Consider the following 22,388-nt stretch of genomic DNA (forward strand, 5'->3'; position numbering starts at 1 on the left):
GTGTGTGTATGCCATCACCCCGGGAAAGTAGAAATGGTAAAAATAACTATTACCCCGCGACTTCATGAAAAGGGTATAGTTATTCGCATTTTATCACAAATAAGCTATACCAATGGTTCAGAGGTCTGTTCTTCTTCTTCAATCAGGAGGCGATCCTTTTCTTGTTGTGCTTTCTCCTGTTGCAACATCCAGCGTAGGAACAGCACGCTGGTGACCACAACCAGTAGAAAAACCCCACCAACCACCCACATCAGCAATCCACCCAGCTGCTGATCGGTCGCCGACACTGCCATCTGCATAGCGGGATTGGACATCGTAAACGTGTAGAGGGGCGGAGAAAAGGTCATGCCCGCTCCCAGAAGCATCATCGGCATATCGCTGAAGAACAGATAGGCCAGTTTACCCGCCAGAGGGAGATCCTTGCGCCCGAACGTCAGCCCCAACAAGGGGCACCAGAATAAAAAGCCGGTAACCAGGTAGAGAAGATTGGTCGCATCGTGAATAAATGCACTACTCATCATTGCTCGCATCAGCACAGGAGCGTGCCAGAGCCAGATATTGCCATTAAAAATGAGGGAGGCAACCACCGGAATCGTTAAGAGTGCCAGGCAACGCTGGAGCAGGGAATGGCGATCCAGGAAATTTTGCAGGCTTTCTCGGTGAAGACCCAGGAGAATCAGGGGCGGCGCCACAAGCGAAAGCAAGAGGTGCTGTGACATGTGAACACTAAACATGTATGACATGCCAAATATATCCATCGGTATTAAAAATGCCACGATCGCAATCAACCATCCCACAAGCAATAAGATGGTCCACTTGCCCATCAATGGTTTTTCTCTTACACTCGCCCGCATCATTCTATATCCTTTCAGAGGTGAATCGCTTTAATTCAGGATCACATCGTCTTGCCCCTTTCGAAGAAGGAAGATCCTATCTTCCGATTCTATATCCTTCACTTCCCCCCGGTCAAGATCGCTTCATTCGCTATACGCTTTCCCGCCTCAGCACGGCAGTAAAAAAGTGTGCCCGGCACATTTATAAATCATATATGCATTAATATTTTTTTATTGTTTAATTCCCTCAGTTTCTACAATATAAATTAAATATTCAATCAGCATAGTACACAAATAAGCTCAGCATAGCATTAAAAACCAACATTGACTTCCTTGTATTAATCTGGTACATTTTACGTATCCTGTATTTTATGTTCATTGACAATGCTGTCAACGTGTTTCATCGCTACATCCACGGTGCCCATTACTGGTGGAGGTCTACATGACAGGGATCCATGGTATACTGGCTGGTTGTCGTCTCGTACAGCCTACTGGCATTATCTTAATGGGCCACATTCTCATTGTATAAGCAATACATTTCCTGTCTCAGCCCCCTTTCAGTAAGAGCCCCCCGATCTTTATGCGTATCGCAATCGCAATGCAGATTGCTGATACGCTTGACGGTGAAAGGAGATCGCCATGACAGATCGCTTTACATTTTCGAAGGTGAAAATTGTACCGCTGCTATTGCTAGCCGCGCTGTGCCTCGGCATGCTGGCCGGGTGTGACAGTGGAACTGGTTCTAGTACTAGTTCAACTGACAATAGTACATCCGGAGGAGGAGGTCAGATCACCCTGACATTTTGGAACTGGGTCACCGGAGTTGATAAGGCGGCGGCCGAGTACACTAAGCTCCATCCAAATATTCATGTGAACGTTATCAATGTAGGTGGTGGCACGAACGAATACAACAAGCTCTACACGGCGATCAAAGCCAATAACGAGCCCGATCTGGCACAGATCGAGTATCAGGTCTTGCCAACATTTGAAACAACCGGCTCCCTGATCGATCTATCCAAATATGGCGCAAACGACATTAAAGATCAGTTTGTACCATGGACCTGGAACCAGGTCTCACTGGGTAACTCGGTCTACGCAATCCCTCAGGATACAGGTCCCCTGGTCCTCTATTATCGCGAGGATCTCTTCCAGAAATATAATCTGCCCATACCAACCACCTGGGCTCAGTACGCCGATGACGCCGTCAAACTGCATGCCGCTGACCCCAGCGCATACATTACCGATTTCCCTGCCAGGGATCCGGGATGGTTCAATGGACTCGTGTGGCAGGCGGGCGGACAGATGTTCAACATCGATGGCCAGTCCTGGAAAGTAGACATCAATAACCCCCAGGCTCAGAAGGTTGCATCTTACTGGCAGGGACTGCTCGGCAAGAACCTCGTCAAAACCGAGCCAGACTTCGCGGATGCCTGGTACCATGACATTGGCTCCGGTACTCTGGCCACCTGGATCTCTGCCGCCTGGGGCGCGGGTACCATCAAACCTAATGCTCCTCAGACGGCTGGTAAGTGGCGCGTGGCCCCTCTTCCACAATGGCAGGAAGGTCAGTATGCCAACGGAAACTGGGGTGGCTCTACCACCGCTGTGTTCACCAGTTCCAAACATCCTAAAGAGGCCGCCGATTTCGCCCAGTGGCTCAATACGAACAAACAAGGCGTTGAAGAGATGATCAAGGGGAACGCCATTTACCCCGCAAGCCTGTCAAATCTGGACTCGCCCCTGGTGAACGGCCGGCAGTCTTTCTTTGGGAATCAGAACGTCGGCGCTTTGTTTAAAGTTGCCTCGCAGCATGTGAATCCCAAATATCAATGGGGCCCTACCATCAACCAGGTATACAACGACTTCGGTGACGATTTTGCTGGTGCCGTCAACAATCAAGGTACTCTACCGAGCAGCCTGAACTCAGTTCAGCAGAGCACCATCCAGTTCATGCAAAATCAGGGCTTTACTGTCAAATACTGAGCAAGAGAGGAGAAAAAGCAATGGCGCTCGCAGCAAGCTCCCGTGCGTCCACGAGTAGACGCCAACATTCTATTGCATGGAAGCGGGTACTCACGCCCTACCTGTTTATACTTCCATTCGGGGTGCTTTTCATCCTGTTCTTTCTCGCCCCTATCGTCTATGCCATTGTGCAGAGTACCTTCCATTTCCAGCGTACAGGACTGGGATTGAGCGGGGCGACCGTCGGTTTCAGCGGCTTGAGCAACTATTTGGCTGTGCTTAGTGACGCGAAATTCTATGCCAGCATCGGTCGTATGTTGCTCTATGGCGTAGTCCAGGTCCCGATAATGCTGATTCTGGCACTCGTGCTGGCTCTCTTGCTGGATTCGACCGTGGTGCGCTTCAAGGCCTTTTTCCGCCTGGCCTTCTTCGTGCCATACGCCGTCCCGGGCATTATCGCAGCTCTGCTTTGGGGCTATCTCTATGATCCAGCCCTCTCACCTATCGTCAAGGGATTGCAGACGATGCATCTGCCAGCACCAGATTTCCTCGGCTATAGCACTGTGCTCTGGTCAATCGCGAATATCGCGGTCTGGGCCTGGACAGGCTACAATATGCTGATTATCTTCGCGGCCCTGCAGGCCATCCCTCAGGACATTTATGAGTCCGCGCGCCTGGATGGCTGTTCGGGCTTGAACATTGCCTGGTTTATCAAGGTGCCTCTGGTGGCTCCGGCCCTGGTTCTGACGGGCGTTTTCTCGATCATCGGGACCCTGCAGCTCTTTGCTGAGCCACAGGTGCTCGCGTCGATCTCGAACAACATTTCAACGTCCTTCACACCGGTGCTCTATGCCTATAACAGCGCCTTTGCTTACAACAATTACTACTATGCGGCCGCGCTATCGGTTATCCTGGCCCTGGTAACCTTTGTCTTTTCTTTCGGTTTCTTGCGCGTGACACGCCGACAGGCAGGAGTGTAAATATGAGTCAACAAACCGCTTCGGCTCCGGTATCGATCAATCAGGAACAAAGAAACTCGCAGGTCAAAAGGCATGGTTCCCGCCAGTTTTCCGGTAGCGGCCTGATAGCTATGGCGTTCTTGATCATCTGCACGCTGTACTTCCTGATCCCGTTCTTCTGGCTGATCGTCTCGGCTACCAAAAATACAGGAGATCTGTTCAACACCTTTGGCCTCTGGTTCGCTTCCAGCTTTAACCTGTGGAGCAACCTGCAACAGTTGTTCACCTACAGCGATGGTCTCTACGTGCACTGGCTGCTCAATACACTGCTCTATGCGGGGGTAGGCTCAGTTGTGGGCACATTCCTGGCGACCATGGCTGGCTACGCCCTGGCCAAGTATAATTTCCGCGGACGCGATCTCATCTTCGCGGCGATCCTGGGTGCCATCCTGGTCCCGGCAACAGCCCTGGCGCTGCCATTGTACCTGATGATGAGCGGAGTAGGCCTGACCAACACCATCTGGTCGGTGCTCTTGCCCAGTCTCGTCAGTCCGTTTGGAGTCTATCTCTCACGTATCTATGCGTCGTCTTCCGTACCCGATGAACTTGTAGAAGCGGCCCGCATCGACGGAGCTGGCGAGTTTCGTACCTTCTCAACGGTTGCCATGCGGCTCATGGTCCCTGCGCTGGTGACGATCCTGCTCTTCCAGTTTGTGGCAATCTGGAACAACTACTTCCTCCCGTTGATCATGCTGAGCGACCAGAATCTCTTCCCGATCTCGGTCGGACTGGAAACCTGGAATATCACCACGGGTGGAGCGAATAACTTCCTCTATCCCTTGATCGTGGCGGGAGCTCTGGTCTCCTCGATCCCGCTGCTGATCGGTTGTATCCTTCTGCAGCGCTTCTGGCGCGGCGGTCTGGGAGCCGGCAGCGTCAAAGGATAAGTCATACTGCAATAAATCACCATCAAAGCAGCAGGAGGTGCGGCGTGTAAATACGCCGCACCTCCTGCTGCTTTGATGGTGATTTATTGCAGTATAATAGCCAATAGTATGTATACGCGCATATGTATCAATATAATCAGAATCACAAACGGACACACAATGAAGGTTTATGCTATTAGTGATCTGCATCTCGGTGTTCCAGTCAATCGACAGGCACTGGCAGAACTCCCTTTCTATCCAGAAGACTGGCTTATTGTTGCGGGAGACGTTGGAGAGACAACAGAACACCTCCACTATGCTCTTTCAATCCTGACGGCTCGCTTCGCCAGGGTAATCTGGACACCTGGAAACCATGATCTGTGGACAATTCCTTCGTCAGGAGAGAATGCTTTTGCAGGCGAGGAAAAGTATCGCGCCCTGGTCGCCATTTGCCGTTCCTACAACGTTGCCACCCCGGAAGATCCCTATCCTGTCTGGCCGGGCAGCGACGAATCAACAGTTCTGGCACCACTTTTTCTCCTCTATGATTACAGCTTTCGTCCAGCCCATGTCCCTATGGAACAGGCTGTCGCCTGGGCAGAAGAGTCAGGAGTGGTGTGCAATGATGAATTCATTTTGCATTCAACCCCCTATTCCTCGCGCAGTGAGTGGTGCAGGGTACGCACAGCTTATACAGAAAAACGCCTGGCTTCTCTTCCTCCCACATCCTCTATTGTTCTGATTAACCATTTTCCTCTGCGACAAGAATTTGCTCGCGTCAAAAATATTCCGCGTTTTTCTCTCTGGTGTGGCACGACCCAAACAGAAAACTGGCACACTCGCTTCCCTGTTACTGTAGTCGTCTATGGTCATGTACATGTTCGGGCTACGGACTACCGGGATGGGGTGCGCTTTGAGGAGGTTTCGCTTGGCTACCAGCAAAACTGGCAACGAGAGAAAGGTGTACGAGCATATCTACGCGAAATTTTACCTGGCCCTCAGGCACCCACCAATGTGACAGAAACACAGTGGTATCGATAAACATGCCTCAGTACAGAAAACAGCCTGGCTTTCATTTAAAGAGAGCGTGGTGTGGACGTGATCCTCTTCGTGAAGAGGATCACGTCCATCCCTGGGACAGTTATACCCAGAGCATCCTGCTACCTGGCGACCACATGTACGCGGGCGGTAGATCCACAGGAGGTCGAAACAACCACCTGGAGCCCGGCATTGGTGTTGCGCAGGGTGTACGCGACTTTCTGACCGTTGAGGGTGACGTTCAAGATGCGGCTCCCTGCTGGCAACGTCGCGCCAACATGCGGCGTCGCGCTCAGGTGAGACGTTACCGTGGTTGTCCAGCTACTTCCATGGTGGGTAGCCTCGACGTCGATCGAGCCGGTGCCAACGCGGATGTTTTGGGCCGCAACAGTCGATTGGCCGTTTGGAACACTCGGGAGCACCTCGAGCAATCCGTTACCAAGCTGGGGATCAACCCCGAGCTGCTGGTGTACAACAGGCCACAAGATGCCATAGGTGCCTCATGCCTGCTCAAGTGACGAGCGCTCATTAAACGGCTGATCGATGTTGGCGGTGAAGTCCGGCGAGGGTCCAATCTCTGGCATCGCGCCGGGCTGCTCGGCGACCGAACCGAGCTGAAGCTGGGCCAAGTCGTCGGTATAGCGCTGCTGCTGACCAGGACCATACAGACCATAGTTCCTGAGCGCGACGGCCATTACGGCGGTGTTGAGCGTATACGCTTGCTGTGACTTCCCTGGTACGTGCCTGGATCACACCCTGGCTAGAGATGCAATTCATACTGATGAGTTAATAGATGGATTAATGAGGAGCTGATTTCACCGCCGCAGGAATATTGAAACCTTGTTTCCCACTACTCCGTGCCAGAGGATGAAGTGATTCGACTAAAAAAAGGAGTCCCATCCTATGAATAACACCATCAATGCCGCGGCCAGTGGTCAGTTCACCATTGGCGGCGACATTACTATACATCGTCTTGGCTATGGAGCTATGCGCATCACCGGTAAAGGCATCTGGGGAGAACCAGAGGATCGTGAGGAGGCGCTGCGTACACTGAAACGGCTGCCAGAGCTTGGCATAAACTTTATTGATACCGCGGATAGCTATGGTCCTGAGGTCAGTGAGAACCTGATTCACGAGGCGCTCTATCCCTATCAGGGAATGCTTATCGCGACCAAAGGTGGTTTAACCCGTCATGGACCAGATATCTGGCCTCCGCTGGGGCGGCCAGAATACCTGCGGCAGTGTGTACTGATGAGCTTGCGCCGCCTGGGCCTGGAGCGCATCGATCTCTGGCAACTGCATCGTATCGATCCCAAGGTACCGCGCGATGAGCAATTTGATGCCATCAAGCAGATGCAGCAGGAAGGCTTGATTCGCCACGTTGGTCTCAGTGAGGTCAACGTTGAAGAAATTGAGGCGGCCCAGAAGTTCTTCAAGGTAGTAACGGTACAGAATCTATATAATCTGGTGACCCGTCAGAGCGAGGATGTTCTTGATTATTGTACCAATCATAATATTGGTTTTATACCGTGGTTTCCGCTGGCTTCCGGCGATCTGGCACAGCCAGGAACCCTCCTCGATACCCTCGCCAAAAAACACAATACCACGCCCAGTGGCATCGCTCTCGCCTGGATCCTAAAGCGTAGCCCTGTTATGCTACCAATTCCTGGTACCAGCAGCGTGAAACACCTGGAGGAAAACGTCGCCGCAGTAAACATCCAACTCAGCGACGAAGACTTTAAGCAGCTCGACCAGCAAGGTCGCAAATCCCAATAAAAGGTGATTTGCGATGTATGGGTGCATATGGTGCGCAGATGCGCACCATATGCACCCATACATCACTGACCTGGAGTAAGACCCGTGGCAGGAGTTATTTGCGGATTTTTGAAAAATCCGCAAATAACTCCTGCCACGAGGAAACCTTGTTAAAGGTTCCGCAACCTGGGGAGAACATCACGTGCATAATCCTGGATAAAGGCCCGCTGATCAGGACCAGCGGTATGGAAGATGAGGCAATCAAATCCCAGGTCGATGTATTGTTTGGCAGAGGCAACGTGATCATCGGGGTTTGCAGAAAAACAGCCCATCTTCTTGAGGGTGTCGGGCCCAACCACTTCGCCATTTTCTTGCGACATCTCTGGCGTATAGATCTTCTGATCAAACAGCGCCGGGACATGACCACCCGCCCAGTACTTTAGACGCTCCTGAATAGAGGCATCGATATCCTGTGTGTAGCCGACCATCAGTTCGATGCAGCGTGGCATCCGTTTGGGATCTTTTCCAGCCTCACGGGCGCCCTGCTCAAAACTACTGATGACATCCTGATATATCTGCGGCTGCTTTCCACCAACGCTCCACAACCCATCGCCGTACTGGCCCGCGAAATGGGCGCTATGGGGAACGAGGGCAGAGATGATGATAGGAATCGGTCCCGTGGGCGGGGTATACAGCTTCGCTTTCTCTGTCTGATAGTACTTGCCTCGAAAGCTCACCTCTTCTCCGCTCCACAGGGCGCGTATCAATTCGATGGCTTCCGCCAGGCGGTCACGGCGCTCGGCATACTCGGGCCATTGTCCGGTCGCGGCATACTCGTTGAGCGCTTCTCCGGTTCCCAGGCCGAGCGCGAAGCGGTTGGGGGCGAAGTGCGTCACGGTGGCGGAGGCCTGGGCGATGATTGATGGATGGTAGCGCAGAATAGGACAGGTAACGCCGGGGCTCAAAGTGATGCGCTGTGTCTGGATCGCAGCCGCTCCGAACCACGTCCAGGTGAAGCTCGCCTGCCCCTCTGGACTCCAGGGTTGAAAATGATCGCTGGCGTCAAGAAAATCAAACCCGGCCTTATCAGCTTCAACCGCGTATTGCAGTAATTCGACGGGAGGATACTGTTCAGGACCGGCTTTCCAACCAAATTGTACCATGTGCCTTTTCCTCTCTAAAAAAATGAGAATATCTTCCTTATAATTGTTTGAATCTAGTATGGGGGCATTCTGATGCTATCTAACAACTCACGCTTTCAGCTCGTTAAAGGTAACAGGAAAGAGTTCATCAGCAAGCGATGAGAAGCTATAGTTTCTGAAGCCAGACGTGCTGAAACCAGTATCTTCAAGGGAAAGCCAGATTAACATTTTGATGCTCTATTTTGATGCTATATAAGGAATTTCACAGTGATAGAAGTTATAATTTAAATAGAGCGCATAGTTTTTTTAGTGGATACGCGCCAAAAATATTATCATGCATTTATTTTCAGCTGGCCCTGACGCTTAACGGGGCCACAGCATGCACGCCAAGAACGCAAGGAGTAGCATCTCGTGCAAAGCACCATCTTTTTACATACAGAGATCCCTATCTTCAAGATCTGGACACCCGCGTCAACCGGGAGCCTCACATATAGCGTGGCCGATCGCAGCGGTACAAAAGTGGTAGAGGGCCAGGTCGATGTGCAAAGCGATCAAACGATCATATCATTGCAGCAATGCCGTCCGGAATACTATGTACTGACGGTCACCAACCATACCGCGAATGAGACATCGGTACGCACAATCCCATTTGTGGTAATCACGTCTACAGCGCTACCGGTCGATAGCAGGTTCGGTGTCAGCGCCCACTTTTCCGGCAAAAATCCGTTGAATGGGACGCGGGAACTTATCGCCATGGGAGCCAGCATGGTGAGGGAGGATGCTCTCTGGGCCGATGTCGAGGCCAGCCCGGGAGAGTATGATTTTACGCCTATTGATAGATACATGAGCGCGTTTCAACGTAGTGGCTTGCATCCGTTGCTCATTATCGATTACAACAATCCTTTGTATGATGGTGGCCTGACACCCCATGATGAGGTTGGTTTTGCCGCTTATGCTAATTACGCGCGAGCGCTTGTCAGTCACTATCCGCAGCTACACGCGGTCGAGCTGTACAATGAATATAATGGCAAGTTCTCAACCGGACCGGGCGAGCATGATCCGGCCAATTACGCGCGCATGGTCAGCGCGGCCTACCAGGCGATCAAAGCCGTGCGTCCCGATGTCACGGTGGTGGTTGGAGCGACCTTTGGTATTGACCTGGATTGGTTGAAAAGGCTTTTCACAACGGGCGCATTGACATACGCCGATGCGATCTCGGTTCATCCCTACTCTATCGTTTCCGTCGATCCACCAGAATTCCGCAATCTAGCGCAGCACCTGCAGGCATTGCAGGACCTGATCAAGGCACACAATAACGGTCAGGCAAAACCGATCTGGATTACCGAACTGGGCTGGTCGGATGCCTTCAACATCACCAACGAAGTTGAACAGGCGCACTACCTTGTGCGCAGCATCGTGCTCAGCCTATCAGTCGGGGTGGATACATATTTCTGGTACGACTTCATTAACGATGGAACGAATAGCTTTGATCTGGAACAGAATTTTGGCTTGATCAGATTGCCCGACGCGGACGGATACTATACACCCAAACCCTCCTATATCGCCTTTGCGGTACTTACGCGTCTGCTAGCGGGTCGTTCATTCCTGGGCCGCGAGATAGCAGAATTTAATGTGTATCATATGTGCTTCAGCAACAATCTACATGTGCTCTGGTCAACGCCGTTTAATCAAAAAATCGAACTGGCCTCAAATGGTCCCTTGACCTCCATCAGCATGACGGGCAAAACTCAGATACTTCAGCCCACAGGTGGCAAGGTAACGCTGCGCCTGACGCCAGAGCCCATCTATATCCTGACGGAGACTGAACAGTTCACGATGCATCCATTGGAACAAGAGCGGCCATCATGAGCGTGATCCACTGTTTTATACGAACGGGGCGTAAAACCCCTGTGTTTTAACCAGGGGATAGAAGCCCGTTCCTTCTGGTGGCGCGATGGGTTGGGTATACTGTTGAATTTTTACACAGTACGTGCTACAATGTAACGTATGAGTATACAGAAACGCGCCTACAAATACAGATGTTATCCGACCGATGAGCAAAAACAGATCTTTGCTCGGACGTTTGGCTGTGTACGATTTACCTACAATTGGGCGTTGCGCCTCAAAACGGACGCCTTCTACAAAGAACAGACGCGCCTGTATTACAAAGACCTTTCTTCGATGCTCACCGACCTCAAAAAGCAGGATGAGTATCGCTGGTTGAATGACGTGTCCAGTGTTCCCGTCCAACAGGCATTGCGCCATCTGGACAAAGCCTTCATCAATTTCTTTGAGGGTCGTGGAAAGTATCCAACGTTCAAAAAGAAGCGCAATAAACAGTCGGCTACGTACACCTCGAGCGCCTTTACATTTCGCAATGGCACCCTGACACTGGCAAAAATGAGAGAGCCGCTGGCTCTTGTGTGGTCACGTCCCTTGCCTGAAGGAGTTACCCCATCCAGTGTCACCGTCAGTAAAGACGCCAGTAACCGCTATTTCGTCAGTTTGCTGGTAGAAGAGAGTATCGCGCACCTGACCCCCTGTGGAACCGCTATTGGTGCCGATCTGGGCTTGAAGTCGTTCGTGGTGCTCTCTGATGGAGAAATCGTTGGCAATCCCAAATTCTTCCACAAGGACGAACAAAAACTGGCAAAGGCGCAACGCCGACACGCGAAAAAGAAAAAAGGGTCCAAGAATCGGGACAAAGCGCGCCACCACGTTGCCAGAATCCACGCCCGGATTGTTGACCGACGTTCTGACTTCCTCCACAAGCTCTCCACACGGCTGATCCGTGAAAATCAAACGATCTGTGTAGAGAGCCTTCAGGTCAAGAACATGGTCAAGAATCGTTCTCTCAGCAAAGCGATCTCGGATATGGGGTGGAGTCAATTTGTGTCCCTGTTGGAATACAAAGCAGACTGGTACGGTCGAAATCTGGTCAACATTGACAAATGGTACCCATCCAGTAAACGCTGTTTCGACTGTGGATATATCTTCGACTCCCTCACGCTCGACGTACGCCAGTGGACGTGTCCAGAATGTGGCGTGCATCATGACCGAGATCGCAATGCAGCAAAGAATATCAGGTCCGTGGGGCTCACGGTCCTCAATGCCTGTGGAGAGTCCGTAAGACCGGGGGCGGTGAAAACCAACTCCGGCACGTCTCAGCGAAGCAGGAAACCCAAGAAGTGATTCTTGGAATCCCCCGCCTTTTCAGCGGGGGAGGATGTCAATTAATGGCCTGATATCTGTAGAGGAGTCGTAATGTAGCAGACCTGCTGGGAGGTCGCCTAGACCTCATGTGTCCGCGTTGTTTCGTTCCAGGTCAGTTGAAAGCCCAGGTCATTGACCAGCATGGCCTGAAAATGTGCCAGGTGCCGGGGAGTATTGCGTACCTGTCGCGGAATTACCCCGTTCTCCAGGCAATAGACCGCCAGCGCCCCGGCTGCTTCGCCGACGTTCCATTCGACGGGGTGGAGACGATAGCAGCCATTGGTTATGTGCGTCACTCCCAGATTTTTATTCGCTGGAAGCAGATTCTCAACCCGTTGCGGGATGAGAGCTCCTAGTGGAATCTGAAAAGGATAACTACTTATATCTACATAGTTGCGTTGCCCAGTACCAGGGTGAAGGTCAATGCGATAGGAGCCAACACCAACACTATCATCAAACAACTCAGACCCTTCAGGCAACCCCATCACTGCACGCGCCTGGACGCCTACATGCTGTTCCAATACTGTGAATTCTGCCTTAATGCGTCGGCTTTCTCTAATATAGAGAGATTTTGCTAACCCATCGGTGGTTCCCATGATATCATTTCGTAAGCGCAAACCCCGATACCCATATCCTCCATCCAGACGTGGAGCCTCAGTTTGCATCCAGTAGAGCATGGATAGGCTAAGTTGGCGTGCGCCCCTCACATGTTTTTGCTTTTCTTCATCCGAAACCCCCAACAAGGGACCAAGCCAGTAATCAATCTGGGGCCAGTTTACCAGGGTGATATCGCTGGGGTAGCGGCCCTGACGGTAGTGCTGGCGGTAGAAAATACGCCGATAGTGCCAGAGGTCTTGCCCCTGCTCACGGTCAGTATCACCATCAAAGATGGCACGGTGACGCGTTTTCAGCGTAACGGGATCGCAATCAATCCAACCAAGCTGGGGTCCCGGCCAGAAGTCTGCCTGGTAGCGTCGCCAGAACTCATAATCTTCTGGCCGCGCAATGGTATGATCCTCATCGGGGAGATAGTCGAGTGCAAAGCACCAGCTCACAGCTTGCTGATCAAGCGGCTGCGCCTCACCTACAAGCGCGTGTAGTTCACCAGTCTGCGCCTGACTCTCGGCTCCGATCACATATTCTATATCCGCCAGGGGCAGGACATCGCCCAATTCCGTTGCATCCAAAATATAGGGGGCATGAATGACCGTTTGTTCACCTGTTTGATCATCCTGGATGGTCAATGCCTCTAAACGATCCCCATCACGCTCCGCTGCCACCAGTCGATGGTGCAAGAACACTTCTATCTGGCGACTGGCACGGTAGGGCGCGAGCATCTCTTCCAACACGGCCAGAGCGACGCGTGGCTCGTGGCAAAGGCGGCTCACTCCCCCCTGACCAGGATTGAGCGTTGATTGATCTTTAATTACGGGTCGCAGCGGATAATTCCGCCGATAGTACGCGCGAATGCCTTCGCGTAGACAACGGTAGCTTGCTGTACAACCTTCCTGTTCAATCCAGCGATTCTCATCTGGCGGCACCGCCTGCGCAGTGAGTTGGCCCCCGATCCAGTCAGTCTCCTCAGTCAGAATCACGCGCTTCCCCAGACGCAAAGCGGCAAGGGCCGCAGCGACACCTCCTAGCCCACCACCTGCAATCAGAATATCCGTCTGTCGTTCTCGCATCAATAATACTCCTTATGGGCAGGCGTCCTAGCGGTTGAGGAGCGGCAACACCTCATGGGCTAACATTTTGAGCGTAGTCAGGTTGGGAAAGTCGCTGGTGTCGATAATAAAGTGATCGAAACCCAGATCAATGAAGGGACGCAATTGCTCAACGATCTGCGCGGGTGTGCCAGAGAGAGACCAGTTGGGATTCACCTTTTTGTCGCCGATGATCTGCCTGAGCTCTGTTTCGGTTGGTGCGCAGTAGCAGCCTAACTGCAGGAGACGTTTGATGCTTGTTTGCTCACGGCCGATTCTATCGCATGCCTCATTTAAGGACGCGACCTGCGCAGCGATTTTTGGTATCTCCGTTCCCTGAGTCACCCACCAATCGGCATGACGAGCAGTAAGACGCATCATGCGTGGTTGGAAAGCGGCAACCATGATAGGGGGAATCGGATCAGGCTTTGGCTGGCAGTTCGCATCCTTCACGCTGTAATGTTTGCCCTCGAACGTCACATGATCCTCACGCCACAGCGCTTTGACAATCTGAATCGTCTCTTCGAGCTCCTCAATACGCACACCAGGGGTTGGAAACTCAAAGTTATAGGAATCGCACTCTTCTTGGTGCCATCCGGTGCCCAATCCAAGAACAAACCGTCCTTCGCTCATATACTGTAGGGTTGCGGCCATTTTTGCCAGCAAGGCAGGATTGCGAAAGAGTTGGCAGAGAACGAGATGTCCAAATGTGATAGTTGAAGATCGTGCCGCCAGGTAGCTCATAGCGGTCCACGCTTCAAGGATAGATTTCTCGCCGAATTGCACATGATCGCCCATCCAGGCAGTATCAAAATGGCCAGAGATAATATCGAGGCCCTGTTGATAAGCCGTGAGTTGCTCTGTGCGAGATCGATCGCCATCTTCAAATGGGATACACCAGCCAAATTGAATATGAGCCATTATATCTCTTTCTAGTTACTGGGAACGAATATCAGGAGCACGTAAACGGGCGAAATCATGTGGGTGACACAAGCTATCCCGTACCAAAACACAACGTTTATTTTATAAAGTATAGCATATGCATATTGTGCATGCAGAAAGATCCACTCGCGCCGCCACGCTCGTCAATATGCACCATCAGGCAGATCGTCTCCTTGACGGTGTAGAGCAATCTATCGCTTTTTAATGTTAATATTATATATGCTGTAGTATATCAGGAGTAAAAGGAAATCAGCCTTGTGGCATAGCGGCCAGTTGAAAGGGGAAGCGATGAAAATTGTCGAAATGCGAATCGTACCGGTCGCGATCGCCGATCCGCCGCTGCGGAGTGCCTTCGGTTTGCACGCGCCTTATGCGCTGCGCACCATTGTCCAGTTGAAAACCGATGACGGATTGACCGGGCTGGGTGAAACCTTCGGCGGCAGTATTCCGCTGGGGGACCTGGAAGCGGCACGGCCCCTGGTCCTTGGTCAGGACCCCTACCGCCTTACGCGACTTGAGGAGGCCATCGTCGGCGATCCTGTAGCCGCGCGCAACGCGGACCGCCCATGGGAAGGGAGGCTCACGGTTCCGGCACAGACCTTCGCGGCCATCGAGGTGGCCTGCTACGACATTATTGGGAAGGCCACCGGCCGGCCGGTAGCAGATCTGCTTGGAGGCCGCTTTCGTGACCAGGTTCCTTTCTGCGCCTATCTTTTCTACAAACATGCGGGCATTGGGGGAAGCGATGGCCTGGCGCACGCATCTTCCGCTGCCAGAGAGCGGGATGACTACCTGGCACGTGAAGCTCTTTCGCCCGAGGGGATCGTCCGACAGGCACAGGATTTCGTCCGGCTGTTTGGCTTCAAGAGCATCAAGCTCAAAGGAGGGGTGCTCGAGCCCGCGCAGGAGGCCGCGACCATCCATGCGCTTCGGGAAGCCTTTGGGACGGATATTCCCTTGCGTCTCGATCCCAACGGCTTCTGGAGCGTAAAAACGTCCGTTAATGTTGGGCATGAGCTTGCCGGAGCATTGGAATATCTGGAAGATCCAACATCGGGGAAGGTCGCGATGGCAGAGGTCGCCAGACAGGTGCCAATGCCTCTGGCCACCAATATGTGTACCACGACCTGGGCGGACATACCCGAGACGGTCGCGCGCGGGTCCATACAAATTCTGCTGACGGATCTGCACCTGTGGGGTGGCCTGGCGGCAACCGTCAGGCTTGCCCATCTGTGCCGCGTCTTTGGCTGGGGAGTTTCGATGCATTCCAATTCGCACCTTGGCATCAGCCTGATGGCCATGGCCCACGTCGCGGCCGCTATCCCCAATCTTACTTACGCCTGCGATACCCACTATCCCTGGCAGGCGGAGGAGGTCATCGCTGGAGGCAAGCGTCAGTTTACGGATGGCGCGCTGCGCATAGATGACACCCCGGGATTAGGCGTGGAACTGGATGACGCGGCCCTGGAGCAACTCCACGCACAGTACCTGGCCGCCGGCTTGAGCAAGCGGGACGATGTCGCTGAGATGCAAAAAATTCAACCCGGTTGGAGTCCTGTTTACTGGTAACAGGCAATGGAGGGAACGTGGCGCGCGCTATGTCACCGTTACCCTGGAGTCCTTACTTGTCCCGGCGATGCGAACCTACCTGCATGGGGTTCACGAATAGTGACGCCAAAAACTGGTGAGGCTCTCCGGAAAGACCTTACCAGGAGAGACCGAAACGAGTACCTGTACTCCTTCGGCAGTATTGAGAAGGGAAGACTGATGACGGATTTTCAACAACTCTTTCGCGACCCACCCATAGATTATCGCCTGGTGCCATTCTGGTTCTGGAACGATGCCATGGAGGAAGAAGAGATTATCCAGCAGATCAAAGAAATGGCGGAGAAGGGGGTGGGTGGTTTTTTCATCTGCGCACGTCAGGGGCTGGAGGTTGCGTACTTATCTGAACAGTGGTTTCAACGTGTCGCCGTGGCGGTAGAGGCGGCCCGGCGCTATGGACTACACACCTGGCTCTACGATGAATATCCCTATCCCAGTGGCATGAGTGGCGGCGAGGTCACCCTTGAGCATCCCGATGCCAGGCATCGCCAGTTACTACATCAGTCCCTCATCATTGAGGGACCGCAAGAGCTTTCCCACGCGCTGCCCTGGACAAAGGTGCTCTTCGCCAGGGCGCTTCCCCTGAACTCACAGGAAGGAACGCTCGACTGGTCGCGCGCGCACGATCTGATGCCTCACGTTGGGAGCGTTCCGGCGGCGTCTATCTTTCAGTCCACTGGCCTCACCGCCTACACCAGGAAACGCTTCTTCACCGCCTCTCCCCACAAACAGCTGACCTGGAGCGTCCCGCCCGGCCGCTGGCAGCTCGTTTTTTTCCTCGAAGATGAGATCCATAATTTCAAATACTTCGGAACCTATGTAGACCCCTGCCATAAAGAGGCCGTCCAGACGTTTCTTCAGACCACCCACGAGCGTTACGCCAGTCATTTTCAGGAGCACTTCGGACAAGCGATCAAAGGCGTTTTTACTGATGAGGTTGGCCTGCTGGGTCATATCCCCTGGTCGGCACAGCTCTCAAACGCTGTACAAGAGCAAGATGGCAGCTCATTGATCGAGAGCCTGCCGGCGGTCTTTTATCCACCAGACGAGCAAAGCAAACAGGCTCGCTATCGCTTTTTTCAACGCCTGCACCAGTTGCTCAGGGAGAGCTATCATCAACAAATAAGCAGCTGGTGCGAGCAACACCATTTACAGTACATGACCGAAGTACCATCTATGCGTATGACGACACAGCTCTTCAGCCACATTCCCGGTGGCGATAGCGCCCATGAGAAAATCGGACGTTCGCTGGAGTGGATTCTTGATGAGAATGCCGCCAATCTGCGCGCTGACCCGAAGATCGCCAGCTCCCTGGCCAATCAGCTGGGAACTGAACGGACGATGATCGAGTGCTTTCATAGCCTGGGCTGGTCTATGACCTTGCAGGACGCGAAGTGGATGCTGGACCGGCTCGCCGCCATGGGAATCAATTTTTATGTCTTTCATGCCTTCTTCTCCTCGATCGATGGTCTGCGCAAACATGACGCGCCCCCGTCGCAGTTCCAGCAAAATCCCTACTGGCCACATTTTCGGCAGCTTGCCGATTACGCGGGACGGCTTGGCTACGTCATGAGTCAGGGGAGCCCAGGCATCTCTGTCGCGGTTGTGCATCCCGCGACCAGCTTCTGGACCCATATGGGCAATCCATTCCATCAGTTTCGCTACTGTGGCAATGATCCAGCGGAAGAGCAGGCCCTGCAACGCCTGAAAGGGGATTGGACCTTTCTGTGCAAACAATTGTTGCTCCACCAGATCGACTATGATCATCTGGACCCGGAACTGCTGGCACAGGCGACGATTGAAGATGGGCACCTGGTGATCGGCCACGCCCATTACGAGACACTCATTTTGCCGCCGTTGACGAATCTCGAGGTCGCGGCCTGGTCGCAGGTGAAAGCCTTTTTACAGGCCGGTGGCAAAGTGATTAGTGTAGGATTATTGCCGTATGAGCAGATTGAGCCGGGAGAGGATATTGAAAGAGAGGTACTGCAATGGTTTGGCCTGACAACGTCCCCGCGCCAGAGTTACTGGCAAGACGCTTCTGCTTCTCAGGAGGAAGGCCCGGCAACAACCGGAAGCGAGAGATTTCCCCAGACAAAAGGGGCCCACACGGCCTATTTTCTCCCCAGCGCAGGCAAATTCCAGCATACACAGGTAATCGATCGCTTGCTTGATCTTCTGCGGCAATGCACCTCTCCGGAGATGGATCTGGAGCCTGTTATAGGAGACCGTGGCTCATTTCTGGTCCGGCAGAGAAGTCTGCCTGATGGGACACAGATTGTCTTTATCACCCACCAGGAAGGGATGGAGAAAGTGCTGCGTCTACATCTGCTACGCCGTCCCGCCGGGCAGGTTGTAGAACGCCTGGATCTCACATCGGGACACATAACCCCTCTGCCCGTAGAGCAGACGGACCGTGGCTGGACTATTACCCTGCCCTTTGCATCCTATGAAGCTCATCTCATTCGCTACCAGACTCGGGAAGAGACCCAGCCAGCGAAAGCGGCACCGACCACGCAGCAAGCATGGGCATGGTCGCTCGCGATCCAACAGCCGTGGAAGATCAGGGCTCAACAGGACAATATCCTGCGTTTGGGGAAGTTTCACTTCCTGGCTGACTACAATCACACAGGCTCAACACATCACGGTGCTGAAGGAGAAACATGGCCAGTAGTGGAGGTCAAGCCGCTGATCAATCAGTGCGCCGATGTCGCGTCGTCCCACACCATGCCCATACAATTCACGCAGTCCTTTGGCCTGCCTGTACAAAGTTCCCTGGCCTATCCACTCCACTGCTGGTATCACACCACCTTCGTGGTCGAACAGGCACCGTTGGGATGCAAGCTTTTGATGGATAAGAGCGCGATCGGTGGAGATTACACCTGTTACCTGAATGACCATCCAATCACCGCGCAAGATTTTACGGATCTCTCCCTCCATGGGTTCCCACAACAAGGATGCGAGGTAGGACCATGGCTGCAGCCGGGCCTCAATCGCCTGGCCGTCCGCGTGGAAGGGCAACGCGATGAAGATGGATTGCGCGATCCGCTCTATCTCAGCGGTGACTTTGGGGTTTCGTTTGATCCCGCTGGCACGCCAGTGATCGGCCCAATCCCCGAAACCGGGGAACCCAAAAGCGGCATCCAGGTCGGCTATCCCTATTTCGCGGGCACCCTCTGCTTTACACGTGAAGCAGTTCTCGATGCACTGCCTCGCGAACGAACATTCGCCCTCGCATTCGATGGTTGGGATCAGCACCTGCATGATTGTGTTGAAGTGCTGGTCAATGGGCATTCTCTCGGCGTGTGTTGCTGGTCACCGTATCATTGGGAGGGAGAGTCCGACATCTTGCGCCAGGGACAAAATGAGATTGAGGTCCGCGTAACCAACACTTTGAGCGGTATGCTGGAAGGCTCGTATTTTGAGCCTGCCACTCATCAAATAGTTACGATATAAAGGAGGGGAGACATTATGCCAGAGGTACATCCAATGTCGATCAGTGATGATCAATACCCATCTGGATACTCGTACAAGGGGGAAGCGACTCGTCATGTAGCAATGCCGCTGGGCGGGATTGCTGCTGGCCAGATTGCATTAGGCGGCGATGGGGGACTGAGGCAATGGCAGATCGTCAATCAGATCAATCACCAGGGATTTGTCCCCGATAGCTTCTTCGCGATTCGCGCAACCTGTACCGAGCCACCAGTAAACGAGATACGTATCCTGCAATCAGGTGAGCTCGCGAACCAATCACAGGAACGCACGCCCCTGGTCACCGATAATGAGATTCCCGCGGATCAGCTGGCCCTGCTGCAGCAGATACCGGGTGTAGAGCGTACAACATTTACCGGCAACTATCCCTTTGCCCGTATCGCCTATGAAGATGCGCAATTGCCCGTGGAAGTCTCGCTAGAGGCCTACTCTCCCTTCGTTCCCCTGGATGCTGAGAGCAGTGGGCTCCCGGCCATCCTCTTTACCTTCACCATCCGCAATCGCTGGGCACAGGCGGTGTATGGCAAGCTTGGAGCAACACTACAAAACGCCGTTGGTTGGGATGGCCTGACGCCTATCTCCGGCACTCGCTGTCCGCTATATGGTGGCAATGTGAATCGCGTGCAACGACGAGATAGCTATACCGCTATTGTCATGGAGAATGCGGCCCTGCCAGATGATCATCCGGGTGAGGGGCAGATGGTACTCTCCTGCCTTGCTCCGGGAGGCGAGCCCTTTGAGAACTGGACAACACCCGCCCAGTTCATCCAATTCATGCAGGGTCCCCAGCCACCGCTGGAGCAAAATACCATACGGCCCCGCGCGAGCAAAAACCGGCTGATGGGAGCCACGGGAGCCAGCCCGGCCGGAGAAACCTGGAATGGGGGCCTGGCGGCGCCTTTTCATATCGCGCCCGGCGAGACAACCACCATCACCTTCGTGTATAGCTGGTATTTCCCAAATCGCTACTTGAACTTTGACCAGTTCGGCCCGCGGCGAGACTATGGCAAGAGCCGCTTCTGGCTGGGAAATGCCTACGCGACCCGTTTCGCCGATGCCCTGGCGGTAACAGAGTATCTCATAGAGCATCGTCAGAAGCTGGAGGAGGCATCGCGCAAGTGGGCCGAGGGCATCTACACCAGCACATTACCGGATTGGGTCGCAGAGGCACTTGGCGCGCAGGGGACGCTCATGCGCAGTCCAACCTGCTTTTGGACCGAAGATGGCAGGTTCTATGGTTTCGAAGGGTCGCTCGGGGCCTCGACGGCGATGTGGAATGCGACCTATGGCGGCTCGTGTCCGCTCAATTGCACGCATGTGTGGAACTATGAGATGGCGCTCTCCAAACTCTTTCCGGCTTTGGAACGGAGTATGCGCGAGACCGATCTTGAACATGCACAGGCCCCGGAGGGATATATCCCGCATCGAACCGTCCTGCCTCTCTATTTGCCCCAGTTCTGGGATGAGCCTATTGGTGGCCCGACCAACCCGGCGCTAGACGGTATGCTGGGTACGGTCCTGAAAGTGTATCGCGAGGTGCGTCAGGGCGCGGGCCAGGATTGGTTCAACCGGCTCTGGCCACGCGTGAAGCGCCTGGTCAACTACATCGTCGCCCATTGGGATGAGAACAAGGATGGGGTATTAGAGGGGGAACAGCCCAACACCTACGACATCGCCTTCTTTGGTCCCAATATGTATATCGGTGCGCTCTGGCTGGCGGCGCTCCGCGCCGCTGAGGAGATGGCGAAACTACAGGAAGATCGGGACCTGGCGCAAGAGCTGCGACATCTCTTTGAGCGAGGGAGCGCTCGCTATGATGAATTGCTGTGGAATGGCGAGTACTATATCCAGATCATCGATCAGTCGATGCCATTGGAGAACCAGTTCGGTGAGGGCTGTCTTGCCGATCAGTTGTTTGGGCAATGGTGGGCACACCTGCTCGATCTGGGCTATATTCTACCTGAAGAGCATGTGAAAACTACCCTGCGCTCGATCGTGAAGTATAATCTGCGTCACGGCTTCCGCGATTTTCAACATGGTTACCGTGTCTTTGCCGATAACGACGATACGGGCCTCATCGTCTGTACCTGGCCCCACGGAGGGCGTCCGGAGATACCCGTGCGCTATTGCGATGAAGTCTGGACCGGCATGGAATACCAGGTAGGCACGCATTGCCTGCTGGAAGGTCTGACAGAAGAAGGCATGAGCATTCTGTCAGCATTACGGCAGCGCTATAACGGCACACGACGCAATCCGTACAACGAGATCGAGTGCGGCGATCACTATGCCAGGGCAATGGCAGGCTGGTCGATGCTAGAAGCGCTCAGCGGCTTCACGTATGACGCCAGCACAGGTGAGCTTGCCTTCTCACCTCCAGACGGAAACGAACCATTTCGCGTACCTTTCATCACAGGTTCGGGCTGGGGTACCTTCGAGCAGGACAGCACCGGCAAGGAGACGCGCATATCCCTGACCTGCGCATACGGCGATGTGCGTATACAGCGCCTCTACCTGGGCACACGCAATCATGAAAACGCAAAGCTCATGCTGGATGGCCAGCAGATCAAGGCGCAACGTCAGCCAGGGGCAACGGTGCTCTCCCTGACCTTTGATCAGCCCTGTGTGCTCAAAACAAACGCAACGTTGGAAATTGTGCTGGAGCCATAGGCAATCTCCAGGTCAAAGCCCAAAAGCGAAATCAACATTCTGTTGCGATACGACGCGGCGGATCGATGGAGTCATGTCAGACATTGACGTTTCTCCATCAGATCTCGCCGCGCACAGGAACGCAGCTCGCAAAAGACAATTTGAATGGCAA

At 53.5% G+C, this 22,388-nt stretch carries 16 protein-coding genes; 10 read left to right on the forward strand and 6 right to left on the reverse strand.

The features are described 5' to 3' along the window. Positions 1-104: 104 nt before the first annotated feature. Positions 105-857, reverse strand: a complete 753-nt coding sequence (locus AABA21_RS07040) for a cytochrome c oxidase assembly protein (RefSeq protein ID WP_338248292.1) — start codon at positions 855-857, stop codon at positions 105-107. A gap of 615 nt (positions 858-1,472) precedes the next feature. Between AABA21_RS07040 and AABA21_RS07045 the strand changes: the two genes are divergently transcribed. From AABA21_RS07045 to AABA21_RS07060, 4 genes are all read left to right on the forward strand, one after another. Next, positions 1,473-2,816: an ABC transporter substrate-binding protein gene (locus tag AABA21_RS07045; protein WP_338248294.1), complete on the forward strand. Its 1,344-nt coding sequence runs from the start codon at positions 1,473-1,475 to the stop codon at positions 2,814-2,816. Between the two features lie 20 nt (positions 2,817-2,836). Further along, a complete protein-coding gene (locus AABA21_RS07050; RefSeq protein ID WP_338248296.1) occupies positions 2,837-3,775 on the forward strand; it encodes a carbohydrate ABC transporter permease in 939 nt (312 codons plus the stop codon). A gap of 2 nt (positions 3,776-3,777) precedes the next feature. After that, positions 3,778-4,701 carry a carbohydrate ABC transporter permease gene (locus AABA21_RS07055; RefSeq protein WP_338248298.1) on the forward strand — a complete coding sequence of 308 codons (924 nt, stop codon included), beginning with the start codon at positions 3,778-3,780 and terminating at the stop codon, positions 4,699-4,701. A 159-nt stretch (positions 4,702-4,860) separates the two neighbouring features. After that, positions 4,861-5,721: a metallophosphoesterase family protein gene (locus tag AABA21_RS07060; protein WP_338248300.1), complete on the forward strand. Its 861-nt coding sequence runs from the start codon at positions 4,861-4,863 to the stop codon at positions 5,719-5,721. A 119-nt stretch (positions 5,722-5,840) separates the two neighbouring features. Here the strand turns inward: AABA21_RS07060 and AABA21_RS07065 are convergent, their stop codons facing one another. Both AABA21_RS07065 and AABA21_RS07070 read right to left on the reverse strand, forming a co-directional pair. After that, positions 5,841-6,203, reverse strand: coding sequence for a hypothetical protein (locus AABA21_RS07065; RefSeq protein WP_338248302.1), 363 nt, complete (start codon positions 6,201-6,203; stop codon positions 5,841-5,843). A 15-nt stretch (positions 6,204-6,218) separates the two neighbouring features. Continuing rightward, a complete protein-coding gene (locus AABA21_RS07070) occupies positions 6,219-6,413 on the reverse strand; it encodes a hypothetical protein (protein ID WP_338248304.1) in 195 nt (64 codons plus the stop codon). A 208-nt stretch (positions 6,414-6,621) separates the two neighbouring features. Here AABA21_RS07070 and AABA21_RS07075 point away from each other — a divergent pair, with 208 nt between their 5' ends. After that, positions 6,622-7,494, forward strand: coding sequence for an aldo/keto reductase (locus AABA21_RS07075; protein WP_338248306.1), 873 nt, complete (start codon positions 6,622-6,624; stop codon positions 7,492-7,494). 149 nt (positions 7,495-7,643) lie between these two features. Here AABA21_RS07075 and AABA21_RS07080 read toward each other — a convergent pair whose 3' ends face one another. Next, entirely contained in the window at positions 7,644-8,636 is a 993-nt protein-coding gene (locus AABA21_RS07080; protein ID WP_338248308.1) for a TIGR03557 family F420-dependent LLM class oxidoreductase, read from the reverse strand. A gap of 390 nt (positions 8,637-9,026) precedes the next feature. On the opposite strand from AABA21_RS07080, the gene AABA21_RS07085 reads away from it, so the two are divergent. Both AABA21_RS07085 and AABA21_RS07090 read left to right on the forward strand, forming a co-directional pair. Further along, positions 9,027-10,484: a glycosyl hydrolase gene (locus AABA21_RS07085; RefSeq protein WP_338248310.1), complete on the forward strand. Its 1,458-nt coding sequence runs from the start codon at positions 9,027-9,029 to the stop codon at positions 10,482-10,484. A gap of 138 nt (positions 10,485-10,622) precedes the next feature. Then, entirely contained in the window at positions 10,623-11,807 is a 1,185-nt protein-coding gene (locus tag AABA21_RS07090; RefSeq protein WP_338248312.1) for an RNA-guided endonuclease TnpB family protein, read from the forward strand. Positions 11,808-11,905: 98 nt separating this feature from the next. Here the strand turns inward: AABA21_RS07090 and AABA21_RS07095 are convergent, their stop codons facing one another. Continuing rightward, positions 11,906-13,513: an FAD-dependent oxidoreductase gene (locus AABA21_RS07095; RefSeq protein WP_338248314.1), complete on the reverse strand. Its 1,608-nt coding sequence runs from the start codon at positions 13,511-13,513 to the stop codon at positions 11,906-11,908. Positions 13,514-13,540: 27 nt separating this feature from the next. Further along, positions 13,541-14,452, reverse strand: coding sequence for an LLM class flavin-dependent oxidoreductase (locus AABA21_RS07100; RefSeq protein ID WP_338248316.1), 912 nt, complete (start codon positions 14,450-14,452; stop codon positions 13,541-13,543). 309 nt (positions 14,453-14,761) lie between these two features. On the opposite strand from AABA21_RS07100, the gene AABA21_RS07105 reads away from it, so the two are divergent. From AABA21_RS07105 to AABA21_RS07115, 3 genes are all read left to right on the forward strand, one after another. Further along, entirely contained in the window at positions 14,762-16,042 is a 1,281-nt protein-coding gene (locus AABA21_RS07105; protein WP_338248318.1) for an enolase C-terminal domain-like protein, read from the forward strand. Positions 16,043-16,240: 198 nt separating this feature from the next. Further along, the gene (locus AABA21_RS07110) at positions 16,241-19,534 is read left to right on the forward strand and encodes a glycosyl hydrolase (protein ID WP_338248320.1); all 3,294 of its coding nucleotides are present in this window, start codon (positions 16,241-16,243) and stop codon (positions 19,532-19,534) included. A 15-nt stretch (positions 19,535-19,549) separates the two neighbouring features. Further along, entirely contained in the window at positions 19,550-22,237 is a 2,688-nt protein-coding gene (locus AABA21_RS07115; protein ID WP_338248322.1) for a GH116 family glycosyl hydrolase, read from the forward strand. Positions 22,238-22,388 lie beyond the last annotated feature (151 nt).

This window comes from Dictyobacter halimunensis, assembly GCF_036245075.1.